This window comes from Micromonospora sp. NBRC 101691, assembly GCF_030269285.1.
Classification (GTDB): Bacteria; Actinomycetota; Actinomycetes; order Mycobacteriales; family Micromonosporaceae; genus Micromonospora; species Micromonospora echinospora.
Window position 1 is genome coordinate 23,106 of record NZ_BSTB01000018.1, and the last position, 17,087, is coordinate 40,192.

At 73.6% G+C, this 17,087-nt stretch carries 12 protein-coding genes; 5 read left to right on the forward strand and 7 right to left on the reverse strand.

All coding sequences use genetic code 11. The features are described from left to right. Nucleotides 1-259: 259 nt before the first annotated feature. The 4 genes from QSK20_RS24050 to QSK20_RS24065 all read left to right on the forward strand — a co-directional run bounded on the left by QSK20_RS24050 (nt 260) and on the right by QSK20_RS24065 (nt 5,722). Nucleotides 260-865 carry a hypothetical protein gene (locus QSK20_RS24050; RefSeq protein WP_285790878.1) on the forward strand — a complete coding sequence of 202 codons (606 nt, stop codon included), beginning with the start codon at nt 260-262 and terminating at the stop codon, nt 863-865. Nucleotides 866-1,225: 360 nt separating this feature from the next. Continuing rightward, on the forward strand, nt 1,226-2,569 hold the full coding sequence (gdhA, locus tag QSK20_RS24055; RefSeq protein WP_285790879.1) for an NADP-specific glutamate dehydrogenase: 1,344 nt from the start codon (nt 1,226-1,228) through the stop codon (nt 2,567-2,569). A 127-nt stretch (nt 2,570-2,696) separates the two neighbouring features. Further along, nucleotides 2,697-4,361 carry a right-handed parallel beta-helix repeat-containing protein gene (locus QSK20_RS24060; RefSeq protein ID WP_285790880.1) on the forward strand — a complete coding sequence of 555 codons (1,665 nt, stop codon included), beginning with the start codon at nt 2,697-2,699 and terminating at the stop codon, nt 4,359-4,361. Nucleotides 4,362-4,531: 170 nt separating this feature from the next. Then, nucleotides 4,532-5,722, forward strand: a complete 1,191-nt coding sequence (locus QSK20_RS24065) for a hypothetical protein (RefSeq protein WP_285790881.1) — start codon at nt 4,532-4,534, stop codon at nt 5,720-5,722. 61 nt (nt 5,723-5,783) lie between these two features. On the opposite strand, the gene QSK20_RS24070 is transcribed toward QSK20_RS24065, so the two are convergent. From QSK20_RS24070 to QSK20_RS24100, 7 genes are all read right to left on the reverse strand, one after another. After that, a complete protein-coding gene (locus tag QSK20_RS24070) occupies nt 5,784-7,100 on the reverse strand; it encodes a TIGR04013 family B12-binding domain/radical SAM domain-containing protein (RefSeq protein WP_285790882.1) in 1,317 nt (438 codons plus the stop codon). Nucleotides 7,101-7,170: 70 nt separating this feature from the next. Next, nucleotides 7,171-7,599 (reverse strand): hypothetical protein, encoded by a 429-nt coding sequence (locus QSK20_RS24075; RefSeq protein ID WP_285790883.1) that lies wholly within the window; start codon nt 7,597-7,599, stop codon nt 7,171-7,173. Between the two features lie 156 nt (nt 7,600-7,755). Continuing rightward, complete coding sequence (locus tag QSK20_RS24080) at nt 7,756-7,938, reverse strand: hypothetical protein (RefSeq protein WP_285790884.1); 183 nt, start codon at nt 7,936-7,938, stop codon at nt 7,756-7,758. Further along, nucleotides 7,935-8,867: a peptidoglycan-binding domain-containing protein gene (locus tag QSK20_RS24085; protein WP_285790885.1), complete on the reverse strand. Its 933-nt coding sequence runs from the start codon at nt 8,865-8,867 to the stop codon at nt 7,935-7,937. Before QSK20_RS24085 ends, QSK20_RS24080 begins: the two co-directional genes overlap by 4 nt. Next, a complete protein-coding gene (locus QSK20_RS24090; protein ID WP_285790886.1) occupies nt 8,864-9,418 on the reverse strand; it encodes a TlpA family protein disulfide reductase in 555 nt (184 codons plus the stop codon). Before QSK20_RS24090 ends, QSK20_RS24085 begins: the two co-directional genes overlap by 4 nt. Next, nucleotides 9,415-9,999: a MauE/DoxX family redox-associated membrane protein gene (locus tag QSK20_RS24095; RefSeq protein ID WP_285790887.1), complete on the reverse strand. Its 585-nt coding sequence runs from the start codon at nt 9,997-9,999 to the stop codon at nt 9,415-9,417. Before QSK20_RS24095 ends, QSK20_RS24090 begins: the two co-directional genes overlap by 4 nt. Before the next feature lie 7 nt (nt 10,000-10,006). Further along, complete coding sequence (locus QSK20_RS24100) at nt 10,007-10,714, reverse strand: hypothetical protein (RefSeq protein WP_285790888.1); 708 nt, start codon at nt 10,712-10,714, stop codon at nt 10,007-10,009. Nucleotides 10,715-11,080: 366 nt separating this feature from the next. On the opposite strand from QSK20_RS24100, the gene QSK20_RS24105 reads away from it, so the two are divergent. Continuing rightward, nucleotides 11,081-17,080 carry a LamG-like jellyroll fold domain-containing protein gene (locus tag QSK20_RS24105; protein ID WP_285790889.1) on the forward strand — a complete coding sequence of 2,000 codons (6,000 nt, stop codon included), beginning with the start codon at nt 11,081-11,083 and terminating at the stop codon, nt 17,078-17,080. The last annotated feature ends 7 nt before the right edge of the window (nt 17,081-17,087 follow it).

Consider the following 17,087-nt stretch of genomic DNA (forward strand, 5'->3'; position numbering starts at 1 on the left):
ACGGGGTAAACGCTGGTCGATGGTCCGAGATGGTGGAACGCTACCGGCGATTCGTATGCGGCATTGACGTACGCGAGAGGCGGCCGATCAGTCGGGCGGCGCCACGGCATCCACGCCGTCCGATTTGTCGAGGTCTGGCGTCATCTGGCAAACGCCGTCGCCGGACCCGGGTATTTTTCCGCCGCCGCCCGTCTCCCTCAACCTGAGAACGTCGACGTGGCAGCCACGTCGGCACCCGGCGTCGATGGGAGACCCTGTCATGGCCAACTCGGGCCGCCGCGCTCGCCGTGCGGCACTGGCTCTGCTCACCGGCGCGGCCCTGGCCGCCCTGCTGGGCGGGACCGCGGTCGCCGCCCCGGCGGACGCCCCACCGGAGCGGATCCGGTCCGTCACGGACGTCTGGATGCGGGACGTCGCCGCCGACGTCGGCCTCCAGCCGCACTGGGGCAACGCGATCTGGGCCAGCCCCGACGTGCGGGTCTGCCGGACGCCGGTGCCGTGCGACGTCAGCACCACCGTGGTCGTCGGCGCGACCAACTACATCAAGGTCGAGTTGCGGAACCCCGGGCCGTACGGCTCCGGCACCGACAGCGGCATCCTGCGCTTCTACCGCACCGACCCGGGTGGTGGCCTGGTCTGGCCGACGGCCTGGACGTCGGTCACCTCGGTGACCGTCGTCGTCCCGCCCGGCGTGACGACGGTGCTCGTCCCGTGGACCGGCGTGCCCGGTCCCGGCCACTTCGAGCTGCTCGCCGTGTGGAACTCCGTGGACGACCCGCTGCCGCTGCTGGGGCCGGACACCGCGACCAACGTCCGGTACAACAACAACATCGCCTGGCGCGGCGTCGACTCGGTCGTCATCTGACCGGGCGGGCCCGGCAGGAGGGGACGGTCACCGACTTCGGCCGGGCTGCGGCTGTGCGCTTCCGGTCCGCGCCGACGGGCGGGGCCGGTCGGCGGGCGATCGCGGCCCGGCCCGGGTGACCTCGTCGCTGGCCGCGATCCCACTGGGTGAACCCCCTGGTAGGCCCCCGTTCCCGGCCGGTCGGTGTCGTAGGCTCCCCGGCGGGAGCGCCGCCTCGCGGTGACCCGTCCAGGCGTGACTGTCGGTCACCGGCCTGTCCTGCCGGCCGGCCGTCGAGCAGGTCCACAGCGGCGTGGCGACGCTACCGGCGCCAGCGCCGTCGGCCGGTGACGAACCAGCCACGTACCCGGGAGGACCCTCGTGACCGCACCAGACAGGATCGAGACGATCTTCGCCGACGTGGTGCGGCGCAATCCCGGTGAGGCGGAGTTCCACCAGGCGGTGCGGGAGGTGCTCGACAGCGTCGTCCCCGCCCTGACCCGGCATCCCGAATACGCCGACGCGAAGATCATCGAACGGATCTGCGAGCCGGAGCGGCAGGTCATCTTCCGGGTGCCGTGGGAGGACGACCACGGCGAGGTGCACATCAACCGTGGTTTCCGGGTGGAGTTCAACAGCGCGCTCGGCCCCTACAAGGGTGGCCTGCGGTTCCACCCCTCGGTGTACCTGGGCATCGTGAAGTTCCTCGGTTTCGAGCAGTTGTTCAAGAACGCCCTGACCGGCATGCCGATCGGCGGTGGCAAGGGCGGGTCGGACTTCGATCCGAAGGGCCGCTCGGACCGGGAGGTGATGCGGTTCTGCCAGTCGTTCATGACCGAGCTGTACCGGCACCTCGGCGAGTACACCGACGTGCCCGCCGGTGACATCGGGGTCGGCGGCCGGGAGATCGGCTACCTCTTCGGCCAGTACAAGCGCATCACGAACCGCTACGAGTCCGGCGTCCTGACCGGGAAGGGCCTCAGCTACGGGGGCGCCCAGGTGCGCCGGGAGGCGACCGGTTACGGCACCGTGTTCTTCGCCGAGGAGATGCTGCGCGCCGCCGGTGACAGTCTCGACGGCAAACGGGTGGTGGTGTCCGGGTCGGGCAACGTGGCGATCTACGCCATCGAGAAGGTGCACCAGCTCGGCGGCACCGTCGTCGCCTGTTCGGACTCCTCCGGCTACGTCCGTGACGACAAGGGCATCGACGTCGAGCTGCTCAAGGACGTGAAGGAGGTCCGGCGGGCCCGCATCGACGCGTACGTCGTGGACCGGCCACACGCCACCTTCGTCGCGGGGCGCACCGTGTGGGAGGTGCCGTGCCAGGTCGCCGTGCCGTGCGCGACGCAGAACGAGATCAGCGGGGACGACGCCACCGCGCTCGTCAGGGGCGGCTGCACGATCGTCGCGGAGGGCGCGAACATGCCGACCAGTCCGCAGGCGATCCGCTCCTTCGCCGAGGCCGGTGTCCGGTTCGCGCCGGGCAAGGCCGCCAACGCCGGCGGCGTGGCCGCCAGCGCGCTGGAGATGCAGCAGAACGCCAGCCGTGACTCGTGGACGTTCGCGTACTCGGAACAGCGGCTGCGGGAGATCATGCGGGACATCCACGCCCGCTGCCACGCCACCGCCGAGGAGTACTGCATGCCCGGCAACTACGCGGCCGGAGCGAACATCGACGGCTTCCGCCGGGTCGCCGAGGCGATGCTCGCCCACGGACTCATCTGAACCGGGCCGATCGTCGCGCCGGAGAGGCTGCCCCGAGGCAACCGGCGAATTCCACCGTTCCGTTCCCTCGCGCGACAGAGTCGCCGTAGCGTCAGGTCAGGCCCTCGCCAGACAGGAGGGAAGTCGGGTGCCGCGCCAGACGCCGTCGACCCTCGCGGGAACCTCCTCGTACCCGACGGCGGGGACACCGCTGCTGTGCGACGCCCACGACCACGGGCTGGCCGGGGACGGGCGGACGAACGACCAACCCGCCCTCGCCGCCCTCGTGGACCGGCTGGGTGACGGGTTCGTCGCGGACGGGCGGGCCCGGATCATCTACTGCCCGCCCGGCGTGTACGCGATCCGCGACGCCGGCACCGTCTGGCGCAGCGGAGTCTCGCTGGTGGGAGCGGGACCGGGTGCCACCCGATTCGTGCTGAGCAACGAGGGTAACCGGGCCGAGCCCGTACCCCTGGCCTTCCACACCGCCGAGTTGCACGGCGCGAGCCCCGACCGGCACCTCGCGTACTGCACCTTCGCCGATCTGGAGATCGACGGGTCGGGAGTGGCGTCGGCCGAGTACAACCCCCTGGCGAAGGGCCTCGGGTTGCAGTACGTGATCGGCGGGCTGTTCCGGAACCTGTTCATCCACCACACCGCGGCCACCGGTTTCGGGTGCGACTTCCTCCAGGACACGCTGGTCGAGGCGGTACGGGTGGTCGGGTGCGGCCGGATGGACAACGGCCTGGAGATGGGGGGCGCCGGCATCGGCGTCGGCATCGGCGCGTGGGGCGCGGTGGAGCGGTTGACCATCGCCCACTGCAGCGCGGTGGGCAACGCCACCAACGGGATCTTCCTGGAGATGCAGCACCCGGACCGGCCCCAGCCACGGGGGATCCGGGTCGTCAACTGCCATGCCCAGGGCAACCGGTTCGGCATCGCCGACTGGGGCGCCGACGGGCTCATCGTCACCGGATGCACGATGACCGGAAACCTCGAGGCCGGCTTCCAGGTCTCCGCCAAGGGCACCAGTGGCATCCCCGGCCGGGGTGGGCTGCTCACCGACTGCGTCATCGACGGCAACCTGCGCGACGGCGTCAGTATCGGCAACACCCGGGGCCCCTACACCGTGCGGGGCAACCGGATCACCGGTAACGGCCGCTACGGCTACCACCACCAGGACCTGGGCGGCAGCGACGGCACCGCCGCCGAGGAGATCGTCATCGAGAGCAACGACATCTGGGGCAACAGCCTCGACGGGATCCGGGTGGACCGTCCGCTGCGCGACACCGTCGTCATCAACAACCGGATCCGCAACAACGGCCGGCAGCGCGCCCCCGCCGCGAGCGGCGGTGGCGGATCCGTCGGCTACGGCGACACCACCCTGGTCGACCGTCGGGCGGCGTGGCCGGAGGACGGACACCGGGGCAAGGTGCTGCGGGTGGGCGACCGGTACGCCGTCGTGGCGGCCAACGACGAGAACACCCTGACCCTCGCCCCGATCCGTCCCGGTGCCTCCCGCGCCTGGTCGGCCGACACGCCAGCGCCCGGCACCGGGTACGAACTGCCGGCCGCACCTGCGAACCGCGCCGGAATCACGATCAACGCCACCGTCGACTCGATCACCATCCGCGGCAACCTGATCCGGGACAACGGCCCCGGCACGCAGACCCACGGCCTCTGGATCACCGACCGGGGCGGCTGCCTCAACTGCCGGGTCGTCGACAACGACCTCGACGGCAACCGCACCCCCGTCCAGGCCGACACCCCGGCCGTCGGCGGCCACTGGCGGAGCAACCACAGCGACCGGTGACGCCCGTCCGGCGCGGAGGGGAGACGTGACGGCCGGCACAGGCGCTCCGGCGGACCGTTGCCCGTGTCCGGTCGGACCTAGCATTCCGGCTGAGGGGTCAGGTGCGGTGTGCGGCCGGGCCGGCGGCGGACGCCGGACAGATCCACGGCCGGTGACGGGGGAGGCGGACCATGCAGACGACCAGGGTGTCATCCCGTCCGGCGGCCTCCGCCCGACGGCGTCGCCTCGCCGCGGTGCTCGTGGCGGCGGCGACCGTGGTCACGATGGCGGCTCCCGCCCAGGCCGCGGCACCCCGGTACGTGTCGGCGACCTCGGTGGAGGCGTTGGGCGGTGACCTGGCCACGGTCAGCCCGGCGGTGCGGACCACCTACCCGGGAGACCCGTTGCGCGCCGCCGACTACCTCAAGCCGATGGGCCCGTTGGGCCACTACGGGCTGATCGGTCCCTGGGGGCCGCTCGGGGTCGCCGGCCCGATCGGCGACGCCGTCTGGCACCCCGCCAACTGGATCACCGGAACGGTCTGGGACGACTGGGCCGGCATGCTCGGCTGGTACGGCGGGCCGATGAGCGAGTGGGGGCCGCTCGGTCCCGACGGGCCGCTCTCCGAGCAGGCGTACCACCAGACGCTGCCCGGCCTCGGTGACTTCAGCAAGCAGGTGCAGGCGGGCGGCGTGTGGGGCGCGCTGGGGCCGGTGGGCCCACTCGGCGCGCTCGGCCCGCTGGGGCCACTCGGGCCGGTCGGCGCGCACGGCTTCGGACGCGACTCCACCGGCGCGTACGTCACCAGCGGCGGTGCGGTGCAGCGGAACGTGGACGTGCCGTACGGCTCCGGCACCCGCCGGTACGAGCTGTACGAGTCCTACCGCGACCAGCACGCCCGCGACCTCGGATACGACAACGACACCTCGTTCATGGTGGAGCGCGCCTCCCTGGCGTCCGGCAGCACGGTCGAGTACCTGTTCACCTCCCGCCACACCCAGTGGGTCACCGTCAACGTCGTCCCGATGTGGATGCGCTACGACCTCGCGACGGTGTCCGCGTACGTGACCAGCGCCGCGGGGAACCGGCTCAACTATCCGAGCGGCGCGGCCCGCGGAACGGCGCTCGTCGACGACTTCGACCTGCGCCTGACCGACGACACCGGACGGGTGCTCGCCGGGTCGGACTCCGTCGAGCTGGCCGACACGATCCAGGTCCAGGTGGCTGCCGGCACGCGGCTGAAACTGACTGTCACCCACCACCAGCGTGGCTCCTACGTCGGCTACCACGACGGTTACCGGTTGTTCGTCACGGGCTCGACGCCGCACCTCGTGGGCACCGACATCACCGGGGCGCACCAGCGTCCGGTCGGGACGGTGTGATCGCACCGGCTTCTCCGTGACCCGGCCGGGTCCGGGGGCGCCGACGAAACGGCGCCGGAGGTCACCGGTCCACGACGGGCAGGATGGTGCGGCTCCGGCCGGGCCGGGGGTGCGCGTCGGCGGCGGCGGCCAGCCGTACCGCGTGGTCGCGCTGCTTCTGCCAGTGGCCGTACAGGGCGCCGCGCTGGGAGAGCCGGTCCACCTCCCGGATGGTCTCCGGGGCCACGTCCCCGGCCGGCGCCTCCCGCCACGGGGTGCCGGGCAGCGGCATGAACGTGTGCGCGTGGATCCGGGCGCCGAGGTCGGCCAGCTCACGGGCGAGACCCAGGGACGCCTCGACGTCGGCCGGGTCCTCGCCGGGCATGCCGAAGATCATGTCGACGTTGATCCGGAAGCCCTCCTCGACACCGACGCGGACCGCCTGGCGTACCTCCTCGACGCCGTGCCCACGCTTGGCGGCGTCCAGGATCCGGTCGGAGCCGGACTGCGCCCCCACGATGAGGTTGGTGTTGGCGCAGTACTTCCGGACCAGGCGCAGCGCGTCGCGGGTGATGTGCTCGGGCCGGATCTCGCTGGGGAAGGAGCCGAAGAAGACCCGACCGTCCGGGCCGATCCCCTCCCGGCAGGAGGCGAGGAGTTCCTCGACCGCGTCGAGGTTCGCCTCGTCCGTCTGGCTGCCGTAGGACAGCGCGGTCGGGGTGATGAACCGGACGTCCCGCAGCCCGCGCTCGCGCATCGCGTCGACGTGCCAGCGGACGTTGGCCACGCTGCGGTGCCGGAACTTCGCCGAGAACATGAACGGGGTCTGGCAGAACCGGCAGGAGAACACGCAGCCGCGCGTGATCTCCAACGCGTTGAACCGGTGCCACCGGAGCGAGAAACCCCGGAACTCGTCGAGCGGTCGCCGTTCCGGACGCCGGGTCCGGACGACCGCGCCGGTGGCGTCCCGGTACGCGAGCCCCGGAATCCCGGTCGGGTCACCGGCCGCGTCCACCAGGCGCAGCAGCGTCGTCTCGCCCTCCCCGACGGCGGCGACGTCCCAGTCCGCGTCCAGGGTCTGCACGGGTTCGGCGGTGGCGTGTACGCCACCGGCGACGTGCGTCACGTTCGGGGCGTCGACCAGCCCACGGATCAGCGCCAGCTCGCCCGCCAGCGCCTCGGCGTCCGGCGAGTAGAACGACCAGAGCACCAGGACCCGGTGCGCCCCACCGTCGAGCGCGGTCCGGACGTGGGTCGCCGTCGCCTCCGGGGTCTCGCCGAACCGGACCTCGTACGGCGTGTCGGTGCGGTGCTCCTCCAACGCGCCGAGCAGGACGTGGAATCCGTACGTCACCGCCTTGCGGTAGCGCAGCACCAGCACCAGAGCGGGAGCGTCCATGGCGGCGATTGTGCCAGGCGAAGCGCCACGCCCTGATCCGTGCACCGCCCGTCCCTCTCGGGGACGCCGGTCACCAGTGCCGCAGGGCCAGCAGGCCGAAGGCGACCACCAGCACGGCGCACCCGCCGACGGTGATCGTCCGGAGCCGTACCCGCAGTTCCGCGTCCCACCGGTCGCCGCTGCCGGCGGCGCGGCGGGTCAGCGGGGTGAGCGCCCGCCCGACGCCGAACCCGACCCCGGCGAGCACCACGACGTCCAGGCGCTGGCCGACGAGGAGGAGCGCGGCGGCCAGCACGTACGGGGCACTCGACGAGACGTAGGTACGGACGCCGGTGCCCATCTCGAAGCCGAACTGCAACGCCCCGCGTCGCGGGTTCCGTTGGAGCACGTCCTGCGGCACCTGGCGGGCGTTCTGCGGCAGCCGGAGCGACACCAGGCCGAGTTCCCGGAGCAGTCCCAGCGCCGCCACCGCCACCACGCCCGCGTACCGCACCGACACGGGCAGGGGAGCGGACAGCCCGGAGAGCAACCCCAGCACTGCCGCGCTGAGCAGGCCACCGGCGACCAGTCCCGTGCTGAACAGGGCGAGCAGGACACCCTGCCGATCTCGATCCCGCCACCCGGGCGAGGCCAGCGCGTACGCGCTGTTGTGCGTTCAAACCGAGCCGGAGAGCGTGTAGCCGGTGAGCGCGCCGATCACCGCCCAGGTGAGCACGTGTCCGGACGCGGCCGCGCCGAGCGCGCCGACGGCGAGCAGCAGGGCGGGCACGAGTGGCGCGGTGACCCACCGGCGGACGGCCCGGTCGGGCCGTGCCGACGTCGGTTCCCGGCCGGTCATACCGGGGCGCCGGTCAGGGTCCGCCAGGTGTTCTCCCCGACGATGCCGTCGGCGGTGAGTCCGTTCTGCCGCTGGAAGTCCCGTACCGCGGCGTCGGTCGCCGGCCCGAAGGCCCCGTCGACCGACAGCCCGTGGCCGTGCGCGTTGAGTTGGCGCTGCGCGCCCCGGACGGCGTGGCTGCTGTCCCCGGAGCGGACGACCACCACGAGGGCGGGCCAGGTGGTGGCGTCGACGACACCGTTGGCCGCGAGGCCGGCCGCCGTCTGGAAGGCCTTCACCTTCGCCTCGGTGTCGACGCCGAAGATCCCGTCGACCGTCGTCGAGTGGCCGCGGTTGGTCAGCAGGTGCTGCACGCTGTAGACGTCGACCCCGGTGGCACCCCGTCGGACGCTGGGCCAGAGGACCCTGCCGAGGCAGCCGCACTCGGTGTTCCACCGGCAGATCGACCGGACCCATCCCGAACTGGTCTTGCGGTAGCCGTCGTGGCAGCGGCGCTCGACCGAGCACGCGCAGGCGCCGCAGGCCCCCTGGAAGCGCCAGAGCCAGCCGTCGTACGTCCCGGCGTAGCACTCGTTGGGTCGCAGGATCCAGGTGACGCCGTCGTTCTTGTGGAACCCGGTGTAGGTACCGCTGGTGTTGCAGGCGTCGGCGAAGATCGCGCTCGGACCGCAGCCCGGCGAGCAGTTGTGGTCACTGGCGTAGCTGGGGCACCCGGCGTAGATCGTGTAGCCGTCGGCGTACGCCCGGCGGGCGGCCGGGAAGATGCTGAGCGCGGCCATCCCCACCGCGGTGCCCGCCCGGAACACGGCACGTCGGGACAGCGTCCACGCGGTGCGGGTGCGGCCCGTGCGCGCCGCCGGGCGTCGGACGGCGGTTCCGGTGCCGGGGTCGGTGCCGCGCAACGCGGGCACGGCGTCGAGAGTGGTCATGCCCGGCCTCCCTGGCGGTCCGTGGCGACGGCCGGTCCCCGGCCGCCGGGTGAGGGGCTGTCGAACTCGTCGAGCAGGCGCCGCAGCGCCGCCCGGGACCCGAGCGGCTCGGCGCGGAGCACCCGTCCGGACCGGTCGACCACGGTGGCGAACGGGGTGGCGACCGCGTCGTACCGGTCGAACAGCTCCGCCTGCCCGGCGAGCACGGTGACCGGCAGTCCGGCGGCCCGCGCCGGGGCGTCGTCGCGGTAGAGGATCCGGAACTCCAGCCCGCCCCGGCCGACCCGGTCGGCCGCCTCGGCCAGGACCTGGGCGCAGGTCCCGCAGTCGGGGTCGAGGAAGAGCAGTACCAGGGGCGCCGCCGGGGGCACCGGGGCCAGCCCGGCGAAGCCGGGGGCCGGGGTGCCCGGCGGCAGGCCGACCGACTCGGGGCGACGCTGGACCATCCCGCTCGACAGCGCGTGCACCTGGCGTACCAGGCCCGACACCACGAGAGCCAGCAGGAGGATCGCGATCCAGCTCAGGATCAGCGCGCTGGTCTGGAAGCTCATCCGGGTCGGCCTCCCTCTGCCCCGGGCGCGGGCCGTCCGACCGTCTGGTCGGCGGCCCCGGCCGGGTAGTACATCGCGGACGGGACATGCCACAGCAGCGTGGCGAAAGTGGCGGAGGCCAGCAGCACGACGGCGAGGGAGGCGTCGGCCCGCTCCCACCCGACGACCGGGCCGGACAGCGACAGGCCGACCAGTGCCAGACCGGCCAGGACCGCCGCCCGTGCCACCACCCAACCGGTCATCGGCAACTCCAGCCGGGAGCAGCCGCACGGGCCGCTGCGGCCGGTCGACCGCAGGTGGAGGCCGTAGGCGGCGTACAGGCCGAGGAGCACGGCGCTACCGAGCAGCACAGCGGTGCGCAGGCCCCGGTCGCCCTCTGCGCGCAGCGCCACGACGCCGGTGCCGGCGAGCACCCCCTCCGCCGTGATGACGAGGACGGCGACGGGGCCCGGCGCGGCGACCACCCGGTGCGCGGCCAGCGCGCGGGCGAGCGCGCCCGGCTGCGACAGGTGCTCGGCGGTGGCGGCCAGCAGGGTGAACACCACGGTGTACGTCGCCACGCTGGCCAGCAGTGCGGACATCGGCGACCTACCGGGCCCGCTGGACGTGGAGCCGGTCCACCAGGGTGGGCACCTGTTCCAGGTCGGTGTCGCCGAGCGGCACCACGCTGAGCCAGGTGTCCGCCGTGGCGAGCACGAAGTAGGGCTTGCCGTCGGAGAGGGTGTCCCGGTAGAGCTCGCCCGCCCGGGTCCGCAGCCCCTGCCACGACGGCAGGCGTTCCGCGCGTTCCCTGGTGAGCGTCGTCAGCTCCAGCAGGCCGAGTCCGGGAACCTCTTTGAGCACCGTGGCCGGCGCGGCGAACTCGGCGCCGCCCTTCGGAACCGGGCGCAGGGTCAGGCCGTCGTCGTGTTCCTCGATGCGCAGGGTCCGCAGCACCCCGAGGAGGTGGGCGGTCGTCGCGCCGTAGATCTCGGTGAAGAAGGAGTGGCGTCGCCCCCGCCAGACCGCCACGAGCCGGTCCTCGGTCAGCCGGATCTGCGGGTCGTAGGGCTTGGTGCGGGCGGTCCACAGCCGGCCGCCCTGGTAGGAGAGCTCCTCGTCGAACCGGTCGACGCCGAGCGCCCGGACGACGTCGTCCGCGAGCCCGACCGTGCCGGCCGTGAACTCGTGGAGTCGACCGTTGATCGTCACGTCGGCCACCGACGTGGACGGCGCGCTGAGATCGAGGGAGCCGTCGAGCAGGAAACGGACCCCGTCGACCGCCCGATGTGTCACCGGCACCCCTGCGGTTGCCATCCGACCGACCTCCGCTCCGTGCCGACGACCTTGCAGCCGGCATCATATGCATGCGAATCGATATCGTGCAAGATCGATCGTTCCGTCGGTTCGGCGACCTCCGACGACAGGAATCCGGACCCGTTCCCCACGGTTCCGGACACGATCGGGGCGGGCCGGTGCTGGCGGTCGGCGGGCGGCCTAGGTTCCGTGAGGCATCGACAGTGGCCGTGCCGCCGGGTGGCTGCCGGGACGCCCGGACGTCGGACCGCCGGAGGGCGCTGGTCCGACGTGGACGGCGGCGTTCGATCCGGCCGCGTGGGGTGGCAGAGGTGAGCCGAGCTGACGTGTGCCCGGCTCTCGGTTCGGCATCAGGAGGGACGCGACATGGGGCGGATCACGGGGGGCCGGTCGGGCCGGGCGTGGCGGGTGGTGTCAGCCGTGGCGGCGGCGGTGCTGGTGGCGGTGTCGTCCGGCCCGGCGGGCATGCAGCGGCAGGAGTCGGCGGGCGCCGCCCGGGCGGCGCCGATGTCGGAAGCTGCGGACCCGGGCACGGCACTGCGGGTGGCGCGGGCGCAGGGCAGCCGGGTGGAGGCGGTGGCGCTACGCAGCCCGACCCGGGTGGTCTACGCCGAGCCGGACGGCACGATGACCGCCGAGGTGACCGCCCGGCCGGTCCGGGCGAAGCTGCCGGACGGCCGCTGGGCCACCGTCGACACGACGCTGGTGCGCCGCCCGGACGGCACGGTCGGCCCGAGGGCGACGACCGTGCCGCTGTCGTTCGCCGGTGGTGGCACGGGCGGGCCGTTGGTCCGGTACGGCGACCCGGCACACCGGATCGAGCTGTCCTGGCCCGGACCGCTGCCGACACCGACCCTGGCCGGGGACACCGCGACGTACCCCGACGTCCTGCCCGGCGTCGACCTGCAACTGCGCGCCGAGGCCGACGGGTACGCCCAGTACCTGGTGGTCCGGGACCGGACGGCGGCGGCGAACCCGAAACTACGGACCGTACGGCTGGGTCTGCGGACCACGGGGGTGACCGTACGGGCGACCCGGGCCGGCGGCCTGGAGGCCCGGGACGGCGGGGGAACCGTGCGCCTCGCCGCCCCGGTGTCCCGGATGTGGGACGCCGGCGCACCACGCCGGGAGGCCACGGTGGGCGTCGCGGTCGAGCGGGGCGCGCTGGTGCTGCGGCCGGACCGGTCGTTGCTGGCCGACCGGGCCACCCGGTACCCGGTCACCATCGACCCGCTCTGGCACACCGCCGACAAGCAGTCCTGGACGTCGGTGCTCTCCGGCAACCCGGGGACGGCGTACTGGAACAGCAGCGGAAGCCCGCCGTGGGCGCAGGTCGGCCGGTGCTACGAGGACGGCACCTGCAACGGCATCGGCGTGGCCCGCACCTACTGGCAGTTCGACACCAGCTTCCTCGCCGGTCGGCTGGTGGTCTCGGCCGACCTGCGGCTCACCGCCGTGCTCAGCCCGAGCTGCGGCACCCGTACCCACCGGGTGTACCTGGCCCCTGCCGCGATCAACTCCGGCACCACCTGGAACAACCAGCCCGGCCAGACCGGCACGGGCGTCGACTTCACCGCACCCGCCGTGTACACCGGCTGCACGGGATACAAGGAGGTCGGCGTCGGGGTGGCCGGGCTGGTCAACCGGGGCGGCACCACCACCTTCCAGGTCCGGGCCGCCGACGAGAACGACCAGTTGGCGTGGCGCAAGTACGACAACAACGCGAAGCTCACGGTCAACTTCAACCGGGTACCGAACGTGCCCACCGACCTGCAGACCGACCCGCCACTGGCGGCGCCCTGCCAGTGGTGCGCCGGTGTGCGGTACGTCGGTGACGACAACGTGCGGCTGATGGCCACGCTGGTCGACCCGGACGGCGACCAGATGCAGTCGCTGTGGAACGTGAACGTCGGCGGAACCGTGTACCAGTCGCGGAGCGCCTTCCGGAACTCCGAATACGTGCACTCGTACACCGTCGGCACCGACGGCCGGCACGGCAAGGCCGTCGAGTGGGCGGTGAAGGCGGAGGACACCGTCGGGCACGGCGGCGACTGGGCGCACGGCACCCGGTTCGTGATCGACCGGAACCCGCCGACGGTGAAGCCCGTGGTGCGGGCCACGCTGTATCCGGCGGACAATCGCTGGCACGGCGGGGTGGGCGTACCGGGCCGGTTCGTCCTCGAGTCCGGCGGCGTCAACGACAACGGCGTCAACGACGTCGACCACTACCTGTGGGGGTGGACGGACCCACCCACCAACAAGGTCGCCGCCAACGCGCTGGGCGGCACGGCCACCCTGGACCTCGTCCCGCCCGGGGACGGCCCCCGGGACCTCTTCGTGCGCAGCGTCGACCGGGCCGGGCACCCCAGCCCCACCCGGCAGCACCACTTCTACGTCCGGGCCGGCAGTGGACCGCTGGCCCAGTGGTCCCTGGACGGCAACGCCGAGGACACCGCGTTCCTCGGCGACCGCGACGGCGTGGTGGTGGGCGGCGTGACGTACGCGCCCGGCGCGGTCGGCCAGGCGGCCCGGTTCGACGGTGCGACCACGTACGTGACGCCGGAGAACGCGGTCCGTACCGACGCCAGCTTCTCCGTCTCGGCGTGGGTCAGGCTGGACAGCGCCGGCGCCGCGCGGGCCGCGGTGAGCCAGAGCGGCACCAACTTCGCCGGCTTCGTGCTCTGGTACCGGCCGGAGAACGGCGGCCACTGGGCGTTCGGGATGCCGAGATCGGACGCCAGCTACCAGGGCACCGACCTGGCGACCTCGGCGCAGCCGGCGCGGACCGGGGCGTGGACGCACCTGGCCGGTGTCTACGACGCCGGCCAGCGGGTCCTGCGGCTGTACGTCGACGGGGTGCTCGCCGGCACCGCCGCCCGGACGGTGCCCGACGTTCACGCCGCCGGCCGGGTCCAGATCGGCCGCACGATGTGGAACGGCAGCCCCGGCGTGGACCACTGGCCGGGCCTGCTCGACGAGGTGCGGGTCTACGACCGGGTGGTGACCGCCGAGGAGGTACGGGCCGCGGTCGGCACCGACGACGTGCGCGCCGGCCACTGGAAGCTCGACGAGATGTCCGGCACGACCGGCCGGAACGAGGCGGCCGGCGGCGAGATGGTCGCGTTGCACGGCGACGCCGCGTTCACCGGCGACGGCGACGGCGACGGCCTGCCCGACGGCGGCGCGGTCGGTGGCGCGCTGCACCTGAGCGGCGACGGCCACGCCGCCACCACCGGACCCGCCGTCCACACCGACCAGGCCTTCACGGTCGCCACCTGGGTCCGGCTGGAGCAGGCCCCACCGGTCGGCCAGGCCGCCACCGCGGTGTCCCAGGACGGCACGGCGGTCAGCGGCTTCTCCCTCGGCTACCGGAGCCTCGCCTCCGGCGGCGTCTGGGAGTTCCGTACGCCGTCGGCGGACGCGCCCGACGGCCAACGCCCGGCCGACCCGCTGGTGCAGTCCGCCGGGCAGACCGGCACCCCCACGCACCTGGCCGCCGTGTACGACCCGGACCCCGATCCCGCCGTCACCACCGATCCGCCGGTCCTCCGGCTGTACGTCGACGGCGTGCTCGTGGGCACCGCGAACCGGACCGGCGGGTTCGACGCCACCGGCGCGCTGACGCTCGGACGGGGCCGCGACGGTACGCCGGGGGCGTACTGGACGGGCTGGGTGGACGAGGTCCGGGCCTACAGCCGGGCGTTGAGCACGACCGAGATCCAGGCGGTGGTCAGCCGCGACGACGTGGCGCTCGGCGAGTGGCGGCTGGACGGCAACGCCGACCCGGCCACGGGTGGCCCGGCCGGTGTCCTGACCGGCACCCCGGCCTGGACGGGCGGACAGAGCGACACCCCGGACCCGACCGACCTGGCGCTGCGGCTCAGCGGCGACGACCACGTCAGCCTGCCGCACACCGTCGACGTCCGGCAGAGCTTCTCGGTGGCCGCGTGGGCGAAACTGGACCAGGTCGGCGGCACCGCGACCGTGGTGTCCCAGGACGGCAACCAGGTCAGCGCCGTCCAACTCCAGGCGACCCCGGCGGGTCGCTGGTCGTTCTCGATGCCGAGCGCCGACGCGGGCAGCGGCGTCGTGGACCGGGTGGACGGCACGGCGGTCCAGGCGGGCGTCTGGACCCACCTGGTCGGGGTGTACGACGCCCCGGCCCGACAGCTCTCCCTCTACGTCAACGGGGTCCGGGCCGGCACGAAGGCGCACCACCAGACCTGGGACCACGCCGCCGGTGGAATGCAGATCGGGGCCGGCCTGGGGAACGGCACCCGGCTGAACCGGTTCGTCGGCGCGGTCGACGACGTCGCCGTCTACGGCCGGACGCTGTTCGCCGAGGAGATCCGGGCGATGGCCGGCCGTGACCTGACCCTCGCCCACAACTGGCGGCTCGACGAGGGCAGCGGCACGCAGGCCGCCGACGCCGTGGGCCGACACACCGCCAACGCGGCCGGCGGGGTCACCCGGGTACCGGGCCGGCTGGGCAACGCCGTCCGACTCGACGGCACGGACGGCCGGCTCGCCACCGGCGGCGTCGACGTCCGTGCCGACGCCGACTTCACCGTCGCCGCCTGGGTGCACCTGGACAGCACCTGCCCGATCGGCGCCGGCCAGACCGAGTGCAAGCTGGTCGCGGTGAGCCTGGACGGCGCCACCGGCGGGGCCAGCAAGTTCCGGCTCGGGCACTGGCGCGACCGCGACCAGCACGTCGAGGGCGTCTGGGTGTTCGAGATGCCGGAACCCGACGGCCGGATCACCAAGGCGGCCGTTCCCGTCCGGCCGTCGGACTTCGGCACCTGGGTACACCTGGCCGGGGTCTACGAGCGGACCACCGGGAAGCTGTGGCTCTACGTCAACGGCACCCGCAAGGGCGACGGCACCCTCAGCCAGCCGTGGACCACCACGGGTGGCGTGCAGATCGGCCGGGGCCGGGACGCTGCCGGCGTCGCCGGCCAGTACTTCCCGGGCATGGTCGACGACGTGCGGCTGTACAGCGGCGGGCTGGACGACGGACGGATCGGCAACCTGTACAACTCCTATCCGGTGCAGTGCGGCACCGTCGCGGACCCGAAGCCCTGCGCGCTGCCCACCGCCGGGGCGGGCCGGTGGCGCTTCGACGAGAACAGCGGCACCACCGTCGCGGACTCCTCCGGCCGGGGGCTGACCGCCACCATGAGCGGCGGGGCGGACTGGACCGGCGGCCGGATCGGCGCCGCCGGCCGGTTCGACGGGGCGACCGGACACGCGCGGACCGCCGGGCCGGTGCTGGACACCACCGGCAGCTACTCGATCTCGGCCTGGGTGTACACGGCCACCGGCACCCCGACCACCAACCGGGTGATCCTCGCCCAGTCCGGCGACCGGGCCAGCCCGTTCTACCTCTACCAGGAGGCGGGCGGCCGGTGGGCGGCGGCCACGAGCAGCGGGGACTCGGCCACGCCGACGCTGGTCACCGCGCTGTCGACCGAGCGCGTCTGGCCCGGCCAGTGGACCCACCTCGGGCTGGTCCACGACGCCGGCGTCGGGCAGCTCCGGCTGTACGTCAACGGCCGCCTGTCGGCCGCCCAGACCGGTGTGACGGCCTGGGCCGCCGGCGGACCGTTGACCGTCGGGCTGGGCCGCTGGGGTGGCAGCGACGACCTGCACTTCCCGGGCGGCGTCGACGACGTGCGCGCCTTCGGCACGGCGCTGCGCGACGGCGAGATGAGCCAGGTGTACGCCGACACCGCGCCGACCATGCTCGGCAACTGGACGTTCGACGACCAGACCGTGCGCGACACGTCGTGGCGGGCCAACCCGACGACCGCCACCGGCACCGTGTCGTACGTGGACGGGCCGGTGGGCAAGGCGCTGGCGCTCGCCGGCACGGCCGCCGCGACCAGCGAGCGTCCGGTGGTGGTGCCGCTCTCCACCAGCTTCACCGTGTCGGCGTGGGTCCGGCTGACCCACGAGCCGGCGGTGCAGACGGTGGTGGCCCAGGACGGCACCCGGATGAGCGGGTTCGCTCTCCAGTACCGCCCGGAGCTGGACACCTGGGCGTTCGGGGCGTGGACGCAGGACGCGGACGCCGCCGAGTTCACCCACGCCCGCTCCCGCGCGCCGGCCGTCCTGGGGGAGTGGACACACCTGACCGGCGTGTACGACCACGCCGCCGGCCAGCTCCGCCTGTACGTGAACGGGGAACTGGCCGGCAGCCGGGACGGCGTCACCCTGTGGCCGGCGACCGGCGGGCTCTCGATCGGCCGCGGCACCCTGCGCGGCGTCCCCGCCCAGCACCTGACCGGCGAGATCGACGAGGTGCGCGTCGACCTCGGGATCGTGCCGGACAGCCAGATCGCCCAGCGGGCCATCCGCGCGTGACCGGAGG

What these genes read in the sequence shown, in the direction of transcription:
- QSK20_RS24085 (WP_285790885.1), bottom strand. Translation starts at nt 8,867, where the DNA reads ATGACCACTCTCGACGCCGTGCCCGCGTTGCGCGGCACCGACCCCGGC.
- QSK20_RS24080 (WP_285790884.1), bottom strand. Translation starts at nt 7,938, where the DNA reads ATGACCGGCCGGGAACCGACGTCGGCACGGCCCGACCGGGCCGTCCGC.
- QSK20_RS24070 (WP_285790882.1), bottom strand. Translation starts at nt 7,100, where the DNA reads ATGGACGCTCCCGCTCTGGTGCTGGTGCTGCGCTACCGCAAGGCGGTG.
- QSK20_RS24100 (WP_285790888.1), bottom strand. Translation starts at nt 10,714, where the DNA reads ATGGCAACCGCAGGGGTGCCGGTGACACATCGGGCGGTCGACGGGGTC.
- QSK20_RS24105 (WP_285790889.1), top strand. Translation starts at nt 11,081, where the DNA reads ATGGGGCGGATCACGGGGGGCCGGTCGGGCCGGGCGTGGCGGGTGGTG.
- QSK20_RS24095 (WP_285790887.1), bottom strand. Translation starts at nt 9,999, where the DNA reads ATGTCCGCACTGCTGGCCAGCGTGGCGACGTACACCGTGGTGTTCACC.
- QSK20_RS24050 (WP_285790878.1), top strand. Translation starts at nt 260, where the DNA reads ATGGCCAACTCGGGCCGCCGCGCTCGCCGTGCGGCACTGGCTCTGCTC.
- QSK20_RS24065 (WP_285790881.1), top strand. Translation starts at nt 4,532, where the DNA reads ATGCAGACGACCAGGGTGTCATCCCGTCCGGCGGCCTCCGCCCGACGG.
- QSK20_RS24090 (WP_285790886.1), bottom strand. Translation starts at nt 9,418, where the DNA reads ATGAGCTTCCAGACCAGCGCGCTGATCCTGAGCTGGATCGCGATCCTC.